We start from the raw sequence: 13,898 nt of genomic DNA, 5'->3' as shown, positions 1-13,898 counted from the left end.
CGTCAGCTGAAAGTTTGCTGAATAACAAATCATGAACATAAAAAAGCCCAAAACGTTATGTTTTGGGCTCTTAATCGATAGAATTAGTAAGATTTTTTCTGGCGTCTGTCACCTGAAGAACGGCGATCGTTTGAACGCTTTTTGTCGTAGGAAGAACGGTTGTTGCTTTTCCCTTTTCCGCCGCGGTAGCCGCCGCCTTGTCCGTCTCTGCGTTTAGAAGAGCGCTGGTTCTTGTAGCGTTTGCTGACCATCGGCGCTTCGTCAGTTAAGCGAACCGGTGTGTTGTCCGGCTCTTTTGTAGCCATTTTGATAGCCGCCGCAACCACTGTTACTGCATCATGATCTTCAAGCAGCTCAGCTGCCGCTGTCATGTAGAAGTTCAGGTTGTTTTCACTGATTGTCGTGCGAAGACGTTCAACAGTAACCTGCTGCTGGCCTTCTAACGCTTCATCAAGTGTAGGCTCCTTCATGCGGTCCATTTTGCGTTTTGTTGTTTGTTCAATTGCGCGAAGCATGCTTTTCTCACGCGGTGTAATGAACGTCATCGCCATACCTGTTTTTCCTGCACGGCCTGTTCTTCCGATACGGTGAACGTAGCTTTCAGGATCTTGAGGCACGTCGAAGTTGTACACGTGTGTTACGCCTGAAATATCAAGTCCGCGAGCGGCAACATCAGTTGCGACAAGAACTTCGATTGCACCTTCTTTAAATTTACGAAGCGCAACCATACGTTTCGCCTGCGTTAAGTCACCATGAATTCCTTCAGCCGCATATCCGCGTAGGTTCAGGGCTTCAGCCAGCTCATCCACACGGCGTTTTGTGCGTCCGAATACGATCGCAAGCTCAGGAGACTGAATGTCAAGAAGACGAGTCAGTGTATCGAATTTTTTGCGTTCTTGCACTTCTAAATAGAACTGCTGAATGTTAGAAACCGTCATTTCTTTTGCTTTTACTTTTACGTGTTCCGGCTCAGTCATAAAGCGCTCTGCAATGCGTTTGATCGGTGCTGGCATTGTCGCAGAGAACAGAAGTGTCTGATGCTCGCTCGGCACGTTTGAAAGAATAGATTCAATGTCGTCAATGAATCCCATGTTCAGCATTTCATCCGCTTCATCCATTACTACAGTGTTTACATTGTTTAAACGAATTGTGCGGCGGTTGATGTGGTCAAGAAGACGTCCAGGTGTTCCGACAATGATGTGCGGATTTTTCTTTAACGCCCGGATTTGCCGTCCAATATCCTGTCCGCCGTAAATAGGAAGAACCTTCGCACGCTTATCTTGTCCGATTTTATATAATTCTTCAGATACTTGAATGGCTAATTCACGGGTTGGCGCGATTACGATTGCTTGAATATTAGGAGACTCGGGGTTAATTTTTTCAACAAGGGGTATACCAAACGCAGCTGTTTTACCTGTACCTGTTTGCGCTTGTCCAATGACGTCTTTATTTGAAAGTCCGAGCGGTATCGTTTGTGCCTGAATCGGTGTTGCTTCTTCAAATCCCATACGATTAATTGCTTTCATGAGATCAGAACTTAAATTAAAATCTTGAAACGTTATAGTCAAATTATTCAAACTCCTTCTAATTGCTGTTTCAGTAATGTCGTGATTTACCACTTATAAAACTGCCCTTTAGACAAAAAGGACAGGATCCATCCGTATACAAAGCCCGAATTACTTTAAGTTTTATCTTACCATTACACTATTTGTTTTTCAATAAGATGAGAAGCAGATCAGCTTCTCGAATATGCCGGCTGATGCTCCATCCGCTCCCATGTGTCCGGCGGAGAACTTCGGGTCGTCGGATGAAACGCCGGACGAATATGTTCGTATCGCGAAATAACCTGTATTTATTGTATCATAGCCGCAGCCGGCCAGATATACATAATTTCTGGCCGGCATACATTAGTGTTTGCACATCATGTTATTTTATGATGCAATATGCGGTTTTTCCGCAAGATTTTTTTACGAAAGCGGGCTCTCTATTAAATCTTTAACGATTTCTTCAAGCTTCATACCTCTGGACGCTTTGAATAAAATCAAATCTCCTTTTGACGCGTTTTCCTTCACAGCTTGAAGGAGATCCTTTTTCTCAGTAAAATGGCTGACGCATTCTTTCTCAAAGTGTTTCAGTGCGCCTTCCGCAATAAATGCTCCCAGTTTTCCGTACGTAAAGACGCGGTCGATTTTTTCAGGGCTGATTACAGCGCCGCACTCTTTATGGAACGTTTCTTCAAGATCGCCGAGTTCAAGCATATCGCCGAGCACGAGCATTTTTTTCCCGTAGCCTTCAAGGCTTTCTGTCAATTGAATGGCAGCCTTCATGGATGTCGGACTCGCATTATAAGCGTCATTGATAATCGAAATGCCGCTGTCTGTTTTGATGAGTTCAAGTCTCATACCGGTTACCTTTAGTCCGCTCAGCCCTTTTGCCGCATCCTCAGGCGTGATGCCGAAATAAGCCCCCGCAGCAATCGCAGCCATGGCGTTCATGACATTGTGCTTGCCGAGTATCGGAATAAAAAACGTTTTTTCCATTCCTTTGATTGTAAAATGGGTTCCTTCCTCACTCTGGCTGACATCCTGAAGCTGATAATCATTTTGAGCTCCCGTTCCGTACGTTTTTGTTTGGCAGCTGTATGATTTTTGAAGGAGCGGTTCGTCCCCGATATAAATCAGCACTCCGTCTTCTTTAAGCCCGTTAATGATTTCAAGCTTCGCCTCCGCAATGCCCTCTCTTGAACCAAGGTCTTGCATGTGGGATTCGCCGATATTCGTAATCACAGCAGCATCCGGGTTTGCCAGGCGGGTCAGGAGGTCAATTTCTCCTTTGGCGCTCATTCCCATCTCCAATACGGCGATCTCCGTATCTTCAGGCATGGCTAAAACCGTCAGCGGCAGGCCGATGTGATTGTTGAAGTTTCCTCCTGTTTTATGGACACGGTAGCGGGTTCCCAGGACGGCGTGAATCATATCTTTCGTTGTCGTTTTGCCATTGCTTCCGGTTACCCCGATGACACGGGTGCCAAGCTCCTGCAAATAAGCTTTTGCAAGCCGCTGAAGAGCGGAAAGGGTGTCGTCCACTAAGATGACGGCTTGATTCTCGGGCGGATTTGGTTCTGACCGATCCCAAAGAACGGCCGCTACACCTGCTTCAAAAGCCTGCGGCACAAAAGTGTGGCCGTTAAAATGTTCCCCTTTCAGCGGGATGAAAAGCTGATGCTGTTCGAGTTTTCTTGTATCAGTTGCCACTCCATGAATGACTGTTTGTTCATATTGCGGATTTGTCAGTGTGCCTTTGACCATCTCGGCAATGTTCTTTACTGTTCGCTTAATCAAGTGAGGTCCCTCTCTTTCTTTTGTATATACGGGAAAAGACACTGCCCTCTTACCGGCAGTGTCCCATCTTCATTAGAATGTATGCTTAATTAATTGTTTCTCAGCGTGGCGTTCTTTTGCAAGCTCTACAAGCTGTTCAATCAGATCAGCGTATTCCACTCCGGCCTCTTTCCAGAGCAGCGGGAACATGCTGAAAGGTGTAAAGCCAGGCATTGTGTTGACTTCATTGATCAGAACTTCGCCGTCAGCTGTCAGGAAGAAGTCCGCTCTGACAAGTCCTGAACCGTCGATCGCTTTAAACGCTTTGATCGCCATATCACTGATTTTTGCGTATTCCTCATCGGACACATTCGCCGGGATCATCAGATCAGTGTCTCCATCCTCATATTTCGCTTTGTAATCGTAGAAATCTGTCTTCGGTGCGATCTCTCCCACAACAGAGCATTTAGGATCGTCATTTCCAAGAACGCCGATTTCGATTTCTCGGCCGTTAATTCCTTCTTCAACGACGACTTTGCGGTCATATTGGAATGCAAGCTCAAACGCTTTTTGCAGTTCTTCACGGTTTCGGCATTTGCTGATTCCGACACTTGACCCAAGATTTGCCGGCTTTACGAAGCAAGGGTAGCCTAATTCCTGTTCTACCTGCTTACAGCTTTCTTCCGGAGAACGAGTCCAATCTTTCTTAAGGAAAGCTGCGTATTTAGCCTGAGCAAGGCCTGCCTGCGCGAATAAATGTTTCATGACGACTTTATCCATGCCTGCTGAGGAAGCAAGCACACCGTTGCCGACATAAGGAATATTCAACAGTTCGAGCATTCCTTGGATCGTACCGTCTTCTCCGTTCGGTCCGTGGAGGAGCGGGAATACGACGTCGATGGCTTCATTTTGCTCTGGCGCTTCCTGCGGAAACATTTTCTGGTTCAGAGCAGCTGGAGAAAAAGCACTGCCTCCTTGCTCAAATTGAAGCATTTTCACGTTTGAAACAGGCTCAGATAAACGGGCGCCTCTTACCCATTCGCCTTTTTCAGTTATATAAATCGGATGTATATCAAACTTCTCAGTATTTAGCGCTTTGATTACAGCCAGAGCTGTCTGCAGTGATACATTATGTTCTGCTGACTTTCCTCCGTACACTAATCCTAGACTTGTTTTCAATGGATACTCCCCCCACTACAAATTCATCTTTACTATCTTATCACTTTCACGAGAAAATGATCTAATTATTTTTGGGCATGCTGATGTGGAATGCATTTGTATGTAATTCCTTTTTATTTTATATTAAAATGGCATTGAAAAGGAGATGTGACATATGAAAAAAATCACGACAAACGAACAATTTAATGAACTGATTCAATCCGATAAAGAAATTATCGTGAAATTTTATGCTGATTGGTGCCCAGACTGCACACGCATGAATATGTTCATCGGCGATATTTTGGAAGAATACAATCAAAACGATTGGTATGAGTTGAATAAGGACGAGCTTCCTGAATTGGCTGAAAAATACCAAGTAATGGGTATTCCTAGCTTGCTTATCTTCAAAAATGGTGAAAAAACAGCTCATCTTCACAGCGCCAATGCCAAAACGCCTGAAGAAGTGACTGAATTTTTATCTGAACATATAAGCTAATTCGTTTAACAGCCTTATTTTATGTCGTCGGGCTCTACATGAACATGAACATGAGTGACATCGTGTTCATGTTTTATTTTATCCTCTACTTCATCCGCCACTCCATGGCCTTCTTCTACTGTAAGCTTTGGATCAACCGTAATAACCATCTCAATATGAACTGTGCTGCCTAAATACCGGGCTTTCACATCCTTTAGACGATGTACACTTTCAATCCTGCCGACGGTCTGTTTGTAAGGCTCAAGATCTTTTAAGTGAAAGCCGTCTGTTAAAGAATGTGAAGCATCTTTAAAGATGTCCCATGCCGTTTTGCAAATGATGATGCCGATGATAAAAGCCGTTACCGGATCGATCCACGGCAGCTGAAGCTGGGATGACATCACACCGATAAACGCTCCGGCACTTACAAAAGCGTCTGATCTGCTGTCCTTTGCCGCTGCCATCAGGGCAGAGCTTTTAATCGATGCCGCCAGCCTTTTGTTATATAAGTAGATGCCATACATAAACAAGGCACTGCCTAACGCCGTCCATGCCGCTATAAGACTTGGCGTTTCCGTAGTTCCGCCCGCAATCGCTTTTCCTCCGCCGATTAACACTTCAATGCCGACAACCATCATAATAAAAGACGCAACAAGAGACGAAATTGTTTCAGCCCGATAATGGCCATATGGATGATCGCTGTCAGCCGGCCTTTGGGAAATACGCAATCCAATCAGCACCGCTACTGACGCAACAATATCTGTTCCATTATTTAATCCGTCTGCTCTCAGCGCTTCGGAATGATAGAGGATCCCAATGACAAGCTTCACAACAGCAAGGATGACATAAGCAAAAATATTGAGGAGCGCCCCTTTTTCTCCCTTTTTCAGATTTTCTGTCCGCTCCATTGAATACCAGCCTCCATTCTATTACATAGTATGGTTCAAAACATGAAAAATAGCAGCGGCAGCATTCAATGAAGAGGGACATTTCGACAGCAAATTATTCCCCGGGAAACTTTTTGTCGATCTTTTGAATGTTTGCATATTTGGGAAAGAATAGGACTGTTTTCACCTTTACAGGCTATTGCGGACATTGTATACTGAAGTTAATTGATAATGATTATCAATATCGTTTGATTGGAGGTTGGTGACACAATGACACCTCAGTCTGCAGAAACCAGAAAAAAACAGCTCATTCATCTGTTAATACAGAATGGTATATACAAAAAGTCAAAACGTCATTTGTATGAATTGTCGCTGACGGAGTTAGAAAGTGAATACAAACATGTCAGGAGGGCGCCGGAGCATGCCGAAGCGTAAAGTAAAAACCTACCAGCAGCTGATCCAGGAAAACAAAGAGGCGATTATGGGCAATCCAAAGCTGATGAACGTCATTTATGACAGGATCGACCGCAAGCATCAAAAAAATCTCCAAGAGCAAAACAATACATAAAAAGAGCCGAAAGGCTCTTTTTTTCATGACTCAAACGCTTCTGCGGCCAGCTTTTGGATCACTGCATCATCCATCGGCGGGTTATGGAGACCGGCGCGCACATCACGATAATAGCGCTGAAGCGGGTTGGTTCGTTCAAGACTTTTGGCCCCGACAATTCTCATCGCTTTATCGACAACAGACAGTGCAGCATTTGTGACGATATGTTTCGCCGCACCAAGCTCGCTTTTCAAGTGAGGGCGGCGCTCCGGATTGTCATACAATTGAGCGATATGGAAAAGAAAATGTCTGGCATTAAGCAGTTCAAGCTCCATTTCGCCTGTTCTTTGCTGTACGGCTGGGACATCCTTGATCGGTCCCTTCAAACTGTTTGGAGAATACTCAGATGCAAATTGCACCGAATAGTCTCGTGCTGCTTGAGCAATGCCAAGATAAATCGCCGGAATATGAAGCAGCCAGCCATTCGGCTTAGCTCCCCGAGGTCCTTGAAGCAATTCCACCAGTTTCTCCTCATCAAGCATTACCTCATTCAGTACAAGGTCATGGCTTCCAGTCGCCCGCATCGCCATCATATCCCACGTTTCTTCAATCGACAAACCGGGATCATCTTTATGAATGAGAAACACGCCTGTTGTTTGTTTTTCTTCAATCCATGCTGTCACTAAAAAATAATCCAGTGCTTGTGACATCGTCGTAAAGGTTTTTCTTCCGTTTACTGCCCATTTGCCATCCTTTTTGACGGCGTTTGTACCGGGACGCCCTCCTCTTGTCGGGCTTCCGGTTTGCGCTTCTGTCGCCGCCCTGTTGATGACGGCTCCGTTTTGGACTTCCTTTGCAACAAACGCAAACACGTTTTTATCCCAGCTGTTTCCTTCTCCGAGCTCCCCGATTACGCTCAAATGCCAGCCGATGCTGAGCGCTGCAGGAGCGTCTCCCCGTGCAAGCCGTTCTTGAAACAGGAGCATGTCGTAAACAGAAATGCCCCCTCCTCCATGGGATGCTGGCAATGTTAACGCCGTATACCCGGCATCACGCAGTTTTTGTATTTTTTCTACAGGAAAACGTCCCAGTTCGTCATCTTCAGCGGCTGTTTGCTGAAATTCATCCGCAAGCCGTCCGATTTTCTCCATCCATTGCCGTTGTTGATCGTTTTGTATAAATAATGACATCCGGCAGCCCCCCAAGGTTTTAATTCCGATAAATTTAATATGTATTATAGATTTCCTGCCGCCATTCCGCAACTGTTAACCTTTTTGTCCGGTTATAAAAAAAACACGCCGTTCCCCCAGGGAACAGCGCGATTACACAGGATTTGCATCCCGGTCTTGTTTCATGCCGAGATAAATCAGCATATATGTCAGGTAACCCATTGTCATCACCAAGCCGCCAAAGAAAAAGCTCGAGAAAATCGGCTCTTCAAAAGCGGTTACTGCAGCAAGCACAATCCAGCTGGCATACAGATAGATGATAAAATAACGAATGCCCGTCTTCATTTTATATATCATGTACAGCCCCGCGAGAGAGAACAACCCAAGCGCGAGTCTGAAATAAACAAGATGTTCAAACTGAAACATGAATGACACAAATGAGAATCCAAGCAGCAATACAATCGGTAAAGCGGTAATAAAGTTCCTCAATCGAGACACCTCCGTCAGTACCTTTAGTATAAACCAAAATATCAAATGATATTGATTCACGTGAGCTTTTTCACAAAAATGTCATTCCTTGCCTTTACACCCGGACATCCCGTTTACAGAAGCACCACCAGCCAACGGCGATGAAGAATATGGCATGTATGATGATAATCCCCGCTGAAAACAATGGCGTCATGCCTGAAAACAACGCGGTCTCCCCGCTGCTGTATTGGGTAAAGTCAGTGTTCGCGAAAAGCAAAAAGCTGCCCCATTTGTTTTCAAATAGCTTCATGAGCTGAACAAGTGTACTCGCTCCATATAAAACGACAAATGAAACGACGACTGCTACCGCGCTGTTGCGGAACAGCGAAGAACAAAGCAGCCCGAATAATCCCATCATTACCGCCTCAAGCCAATTTGACCCGATCAGCTCCAGGGTGTTGATCAGCAATGTCTTTGATTCCGCGGTTACCGACGTGCCAAAAAAGACGAGACCGAATAATAATGCCAAAATGTAGTATGCCAGATACAAATAAAAGCTGACCATCACGACGGTGATTAATTTTGACCAAAAAATCTTTTGGCGTTTAACCGGGCGAATGAGCAGAAATTTGATCGTCTTTTTATCAAATTCCATCGAAACAATTGTCGCTGCAATCACGATCGTTAAAGCCTGCAGCAGGATGTTCAGGCTCGGTGTATACGATAAATAGCCGATGAAGTTTTCATCTGTTCCGGCACTGATGACAATCCGTTTAATGATCAAAGCCATGAAAAATTGAAAGACCGCCATCAGGATAAGAGAAACCAATGTGACCTTCCGATTAAAAAGTTTCATATGTTCATTCCAAATTAATTTAGACAAGCTCTTCTCCCTCCTCTTGATGAGCAGTTGTCGCTTTTATGAATTCGTCTTCGAGTGATTGCGTGTAAGGCGTAATGGAAAATACATTCAGGTCTTGTCCGACAAGTGAGCGGTTCAGCTCCGGAATCTTTTCTTTTGCTACCTCAACAACTATCGCCCCGTCTTGCCGCTCAGCTTGATATTGATTGCCTGTCAGCCAATTGAAGGCTTTTTCTTCCGGCTGCACTTCAATGATCGCTTTTTCTGTTTTTTGATTTGTTCCATGTAGGCTGACTTCAGCTTTGATCTCACCTTTTTGAATAATGATGACACGGTCGCACAGATCTTCAACCTCACGCAATAAATGAGTGGCGAACAGGACTGCCGTTCCTTCCTTTTCTGCGAGCTCCTTAATATGATCGCGAAAATCCTTCATACCCGCAGGATCGAGACCGTTTGTCGGTTCATCTAAAATAAGAAGCTTCGGACGGTGAAGAATCGCCTGTGCAATGCCAAGACGCTGGCGCATGCCGAGAGAATAGGTTTTCACCTTATCATGAATCGCTGACGTCAGCCCGACACGTTCCACCACTTCATCAAGCCGTTCTTCGTCTATTTTTTTGTGCATATTCGCAAAGTGCTTGAGGTTTTCCCAGCCTGTCAGGTACGGATAGAACTCGGGATTTTCGACGATCGCTCCAACGGCTTCCATCGCTTTTTCAAACTCTGTATCATGCTGGAATCCGCTGATTGTCACGCTTCCGCTGTTTTGTTTTAACAGTCCGACGATGATACGGATGAGTGTTGTTTTTCCGGAACCATTCGGACCGAGCAGGCCGATGATTTCTCCCTCCATGACGTCCATGCTGATTTGTTTTAGTATCTGTTTAGACCCAATCTTTTTATCGAGGCCTTCAATATGTAAAATCGGCTCAGCCATAAAGCCTTCCTCCTTTTTCAACAAAAAATAAACAGTGCCTAAAATTAGGCACTGTTTGTATTATAGCATTTGTTGCTTCCAAATGTTTGGTTAAACCGATAGAGTCGGGGTTTGCTCAGGCTGTTTGTTCTTTTCGGTTTCTGTAATGATGACGGCGCAGGCCGCGTCTCCTGTTGTGTTCACCACTGTGCGGAGCATATCAAGCAGGCGGTCAATTCCAAGTATTAATCCAATGCCCTCAACAGGGAGTCCGACAGATTGAAGCACCATGGCGAGCATAATCAAGCCTACACCCGGTACACCCGCTGTGCCGATACTTGCTAGCACAGCCGTCAGTATCACCATCAGCAGCTGCGTAAATGTCAGATCATGTCCGAACACCTGCGCAATGAAGACGGTGGCTACCCCTTGCATGATGGCTGTTCCGTCCATATTAATTGTCGCGCCGAGCGGCTGGACGAAGCTGCTGATCGGCTCAGGCACTTTTAATTTTTTCTGCGCCACATCCATTGATACCGGCAGGGTCGCATTGCTGCTGGAGGTACTGAACGCGACGACCATAACCTCTGAGAAATCTTTAAAGAACGTAAACGGATTTCGTTTTGCCAAAAGAGCAACTGTTGAACCGTACGTCACGACTGCATGAATGATCAGGGACAGCGTAACAACAATCATATAAAGTCCCATCGCCTTAATCGCGCTGAAGCCCTGGCTGCCGATAGCAGTCGCAATCAGACCGAACGTTCCGTATGGCGCAAACTTCATGACTAGGTTGACGAGATACATCATCAATTCATTTCCCTGTTCAACGACTTTCAGAAGCATATCCGCTTTTTTTCCGAGCATCGTGATTCCGAGCCCTACAAAAATAGAAAATACGATGATTTGCAGCATATTTCCTTCTGTCATCGCTTGAACCGGATTCGCAGGAATAATGTTCAGAAGAGTGTCGGCAATACTCGGGGCTTCCTCAGCATTAAACTTGGCAGATGAAACATCATAAGTCCCGAACTCACCAGGTCTAATCACAAGAGCAAGAATAAGCCCGATCGTGATTGCCACTGCTGTCGTGATGAGAAAATAAGAAATCGTCTTCACGCCGATTCTGCCGAGCTTCTTTGGATCACCCAGCCCGGCTACTCCCAGTGTCAGTGAAAAAAAGACAATCGGCACGACAAGCATTTTAATGAGGTTTAAAAAGATGGTGCCAAGCGGACCGAATACAAACTTATTCAAATTTTCAAATAATTCAGGCGATGTAAGGTTGAGGACCAATCCAGTCACCGCGCCAAGAACCAATGCAATAATGATTTTTTTTGCCAGCTTCATCCGCATTCCTCCCTTTTTTGAAAAAAAGCCCGCGAGAGACTCCCGCAGGCTTTGGATGTATCATCAAACCACAGGACTCTCTCTTCACGCTGATGAGGTTAGCTGACGGGTTCGGACGAAGAGATGTCCGTTTTTCAGATGAAAAATTAACCCCAAAAGATTGGGTCCCCCACTCCTTATCAAAGGATTAAGCGTGTGGCTTACTATTGTATGATTTAGTTTATTTATACAGAAAAGATCCAATTTTGTAAACTATTTTTTGTTACTTTTCTCTCGGAATCTTTTGGGTCCATCTTCCTTGTTGGTAACATCAAGAATATCAAGGAGAAACACAAAAATCGGAATCCCGATAATTAAACCCCAAATGCCGAAAAAGTGCTCAGAGAAAATGAGTACTGTAAAGGTGAAAAAGATCGGCAGCTCTGTTTTCGCAGACATCAGCTTCGGATTTAAGAAATAGGTTTCGATCGCATGAATAGCGAATATGACAAGCACAATATAGAGCACATACATTCCGCCGCCAGTGCTGTAAGCGATAATACTGAGTGGGATCAGTGAAATGACGACGCCTGCTACAGGGATCAATCCAAGGAAGAACACCATAATAGAAAGCCCAAACAGCTGCGGGAAATGCATAATCCAAAGCGCGATAAACGTCAGAATACAGTTGACGAGCGCAATGATAAATTGAGCCTCAAGCACCTTGCCGAACGTTCTTGCAAATTTGCTTCCGAAAAAAGCAATTTCCTCATAAAAGACCGCCAGTTTGCTCGTTTTAAATTTCGCCATGAATTCAGATAGCCGCTTTTTCTCAAATAAGAAAAACATGCTGAGAATGAGCGCCATTACGATCTGCAAGCCGAACGTGCTGATATCGGCCAGATACGTATACACCACATTGAAACCCTCTTTGACATATGAACTGATATTAATATCACCGAAAACACTGGTGATCTCATCAAAGAAAGGAATGCTGTCCGGGTGATACGCAATATGTTTAATCTGCTTAACCAGCTGCTGAATCTGCGCCGCGACGACCGGATAAAATACAAATCCACCGACTGTAAGCAGCACAGCCAGCAACATGTAAAGAAACGTAATGACAATCCGCTGGCTCACGCGGAAGAAGCGGCTGACAAACTGCCGTACGACAAGCTCCAAACGATCCATGAGAAATGTGAAAATGAAGGTAAGCAATATTAAGTTGATCATGCTCTTAAATAGATATAACACACCAGTTAACACGACAAAGATGGAGAAACGCCTTACTCCCGGGTGCTGAAAAAATTTAACTAAAGCGGCCATTTATACACTCCTGTTAGGACAAACGTCCTTCATTCAATATAGTATCCATTTGTAAATTATATAACAAAAAAATGCTGAGGTCTCTGTCCTTACCTTAATAATTCTTAAACAATTAAAAAAACGGCCCACTGATGGGCCGCTCTTTTTTCAGACTGCTGTTTTCATTTTTTTCATGCCTTCAACAGCCTCTATGCTTTTCGCTTCATCGAACTCATTTTCACTTTTTGCAACAATGATCGTGGCGATTCCGTTTCCGATCAGGTTCACAATCGCCCTTCCTTCACTCATGAATCGGTCAACCCCAAGCAGGAGTGCAAGGCCCTCCAGCGGAATGACCTGAAGCGCTGACAGCGTTGAGGCCAGGACGATAAATCCGCTTCCCGTCACACCGGCCGCTCCCTTCGATGTCAGCATCAGAACGAGGATAATTGTAATTTGCTGGCCGATGCTGAGGTCTACTCCAAACACCTGTGCCAGAAAGACAGTCGCCATTGATAAATAAATGGATGTGCCGTCGAGGTTAAACGAATAGCCCGTCGGAATGACAAGCCCGACAACGGATTTCGAACAGCCGTAGCGCTCCATTTTATCCATCATTCGCGGAAGCACTGATTCTGAAGAGCTTGTGCCAAGCACGATCAGAAGCTCATCTTTAATGAAGCGAAGGTAATTCCACAGGCTGAATCCGTAAAGCTTGCAGATGATATTTAAAGCAACAAATACGAACAGGAACATCGTAATATAAACAGACATCATTAAGCTTGCCAGCGGCTTGATGGAATCGAGACCGAAGTGCCCGATCGTATACGCCATCGCCCCGAATGCCCCGATTGGCGCCGCACGCATGATGTAGCCGATGATTTTGAAAAAGACGTGAGAAATCTTGTCGAAGAAATCAATGACGCTTTTCCCTTTTTCACCTAATGCCGCGAGACCGACTCCGAAAAGAATTGAAAAGAATAAGACCTGCAAAATGTCCCCTTTTGCGAAGGCATCAACCATGTTGGATGGAACAATGTGTGTGACAAATTCAATCCAGTCGATTCCCTGACCGCCATTTTGCGTGTATTGTGATACATCTCCCTTTTCAAGCTTGCTGTAATCAAGACCCGCCCCCGGCTTCAGAATATTGACGACAAACAAACCGATAATGAGTGCGAGGGTGGTGACAACCTCGAAATAAATGAACGCTTTTCCCCCTACTTTTCCAACCTTCTTCATATCGCCCATTTTTGCAATCCCGAGAACGATTGTGAAGAAAATGATTGGAGCGATCACCATTTTAACAGCGTTGATAAATGTATCGCCAAGCGGTTTCATCTCTTTGCCGACATCCGGCCAGACCAGCCCGACAATGACCCCGATGATGACCGCGGTTATGACCTGAACTGTTAAATTTTTAAACAGTTTCATATCCTTCATCCCCCTGTCCTATTCG

General features: G+C 45.0%; 14 protein-coding genes and 1 riboswitch. Of the genes, 3 read left to right on the top strand and 11 right to left on the bottom strand.

The genetic code is table 11. The features are described 5' to 3' along the window. Positions 1 to 83: 83 nt before the first annotated feature. From cshA to CVV77_RS15790, 3 genes are all read right to left on the bottom strand, one after another. On the bottom strand, positions 84 to 1,568 hold the full coding sequence (gene cshA / locus CVV77_RS15805; RefSeq protein ID WP_019257533.1) for a degradosome RNA helicase CshA: 1,485 nt from the start codon (positions 1,566 to 1,568) through the stop codon (positions 84 to 86). A gap of 399 nt (positions 1,569 to 1,967) precedes the next feature. After that, positions 1,968 to 3,341 carry a UDP-N-acetylmuramoyl-tripeptide--D-alanyl-D-alanine ligase gene (locus tag CVV77_RS15795; RefSeq protein WP_100275853.1) on the bottom strand — a complete coding sequence of 458 codons (1,374 nt, stop codon included), beginning with the start codon at positions 3,339 to 3,341 and terminating at the stop codon, positions 1,968 to 1,970. A 72-nt stretch (positions 3,342 to 3,413) separates the two neighbouring features. Continuing rightward, entirely contained in the window at positions 3,414 to 4,499 is a 1,086-nt protein-coding gene (locus tag CVV77_RS15790) for a D-alanine--D-alanine ligase (protein WP_100275852.1), read from the bottom strand. Between the two features lie 154 nt (positions 4,500 to 4,653). On the opposite strand from CVV77_RS15790, the gene CVV77_RS15785 reads away from it, so the two are divergent. Further along, positions 4,654 to 4,974, top strand: a complete 321-nt coding sequence (locus CVV77_RS15785) for a thioredoxin family protein (protein ID WP_003225161.1) — start codon at positions 4,654 to 4,656, stop codon at positions 4,972 to 4,974. 14 nt (positions 4,975 to 4,988) lie between these two features. On the opposite strand, the gene CVV77_RS15780 is transcribed toward CVV77_RS15785, so the two are convergent. Then, positions 4,989 to 5,861 (bottom strand): cation diffusion facilitator family transporter, encoded by an 873-nt coding sequence (locus tag CVV77_RS15780; RefSeq protein ID WP_003240325.1) that lies wholly within the window; start codon positions 5,859 to 5,861, stop codon positions 4,989 to 4,991. 249 nt (positions 5,862 to 6,110) lie between these two features. On the opposite strand from CVV77_RS15780, the gene CVV77_RS15775 reads away from it, so the two are divergent. After that, positions 6,111 to 6,275, top strand: a complete 165-nt coding sequence (locus tag CVV77_RS15775) for a Fur-regulated basic protein FbpA (RefSeq protein ID WP_019257529.1) — start codon at positions 6,111 to 6,113, stop codon at positions 6,273 to 6,275. Then, the gene (fbpB, locus tag CVV77_RS15770; protein ID WP_010886410.1) at positions 6,229 to 6,408 is read left to right on the top strand and encodes a Fur-regulated basic protein FbpB; all 180 of its coding nucleotides are present in this window, start codon (positions 6,229 to 6,231) and stop codon (positions 6,406 to 6,408) included. Before CVV77_RS15775 ends, fbpB begins: the two co-directional genes overlap by 47 nt. Positions 6,409 to 6,431: 23 nt before the next feature. On the opposite strand, the gene CVV77_RS15765 is transcribed toward fbpB, so the two are convergent. From CVV77_RS15765 to dctP, 7 genes are all read right to left on the bottom strand, one after another. Further along, positions 6,432 to 7,577, bottom strand: coding sequence for an acyl-CoA dehydrogenase family protein (locus CVV77_RS15765; protein WP_100275851.1), 1,146 nt, complete (start codon positions 7,575 to 7,577; stop codon positions 6,432 to 6,434). A 132-nt stretch (positions 7,578 to 7,709) separates the two neighbouring features. Next, complete coding sequence (locus tag CVV77_RS15760; RefSeq protein ID WP_019257527.1) at positions 7,710 to 8,045, bottom strand: hypothetical protein; 336 nt, start codon at positions 8,043 to 8,045, stop codon at positions 7,710 to 7,712. Positions 8,046 to 8,139: 94 nt separating this feature from the next. Next, entirely contained in the window at positions 8,140 to 8,907 is a 768-nt protein-coding gene (locus CVV77_RS15755) for an ABC transporter permease (protein ID WP_003240320.1), read from the bottom strand. Next, positions 8,900 to 9,826 (bottom strand): ABC transporter ATP-binding protein, encoded by a 927-nt coding sequence (locus CVV77_RS15750; RefSeq protein ID WP_100275850.1) that lies wholly within the window; start codon positions 9,824 to 9,826, stop codon positions 8,900 to 8,902. The genes CVV77_RS15755 and CVV77_RS15750 overlap by 8 nt, the downstream gene beginning before the upstream one ends. Before the next feature lie 90 nt (positions 9,827 to 9,916). After that, on the bottom strand, positions 9,917 to 11,155 hold the full coding sequence (locus tag CVV77_RS15745) for a dicarboxylate/amino acid:cation symporter (RefSeq protein ID WP_019257525.1): 1,239 nt from the start codon (positions 11,153 to 11,155) through the stop codon (positions 9,917 to 9,919). 73 nt (positions 11,156 to 11,228) lie between these two features. Further along, positions 11,229 to 11,359, bottom strand: a riboswitch (cyclic di-AMP (ydaO/yuaA leader). 48 nt (positions 11,360 to 11,407) lie between these two features. Next, positions 11,408 to 12,460, bottom strand: coding sequence for an AI-2E family transporter (locus CVV77_RS15740; RefSeq protein ID WP_019257524.1), 1,053 nt, complete (start codon positions 12,458 to 12,460; stop codon positions 11,408 to 11,410). Between the two features lie 147 nt (positions 12,461 to 12,607). Continuing rightward, positions 12,608 to 13,873 carry a C4-dicarboxylate transporter DctP gene (dctP, locus tag CVV77_RS15735; RefSeq protein WP_019257523.1) on the bottom strand — a complete coding sequence of 422 codons (1,266 nt, stop codon included), beginning with the start codon at positions 13,871 to 13,873 and terminating at the stop codon, positions 12,608 to 12,610. Positions 13,874 to 13,898 lie beyond the last annotated feature (25 nt).

This window comes from Bacillus sp. SN1 (assembly GCF_002796895.1).
GTDB classification, from domain to species: Bacteria; Bacillota; Bacilli; order Bacillales; family Bacillaceae; genus Bacillus; species Bacillus inaquosorum.
The sequence above is the reverse complement of the archived record's forward strand: the minus strand, read 5'-3'. Positions and strand labels throughout refer to the sequence as shown.

Excerpts from the sequence above, each read along its gene's own strand:
- CVV77_RS15785 (WP_003225161.1), top strand. The coding sequence starts at position 4,654 with ATGAAAAAAATCACGACAAACGAACAATTTAATGAACTGATTCAATCC.
- CVV77_RS15780 (WP_003240325.1), bottom strand. The coding sequence starts at position 5,861 with ATGGAGCGGACAGAAAATCTGAAAAAGGGAGAAAAAGGGGCGCTCCTC.
- CVV77_RS15775 (WP_019257529.1), top strand. The coding sequence starts at position 6,111 with ATGACACCTCAGTCTGCAGAAACCAGAAAAAAACAGCTCATTCATCTG.
- CVV77_RS15765 (WP_100275851.1), bottom strand. The coding sequence starts at position 7,577 with ATGTCATTATTTATACAAAACGATCAACAACGGCAATGGATGGAGAAA.
- CVV77_RS15750 (WP_100275850.1), bottom strand. The coding sequence starts at position 9,826 with ATGGCTGAGCCGATTTTACATATTGAAGGCCTCGATAAAAAGATTGGG.
- CVV77_RS15745 (WP_019257525.1), bottom strand. The coding sequence starts at position 11,155 with ATGAAGCTGGCAAAAAAAATCATTATTGCATTGGTTCTTGGCGCGGTG.
- CVV77_RS15740 (WP_019257524.1), bottom strand. The coding sequence starts at position 12,460 with ATGGCCGCTTTAGTTAAATTTTTTCAGCACCCGGGAGTAAGGCGTTTC.
- dctP (WP_019257523.1), bottom strand. The coding sequence starts at position 13,873 with ATGAAACTGTTTAAAAATTTAACAGTTCAGGTCATAACCGCGGTCATC.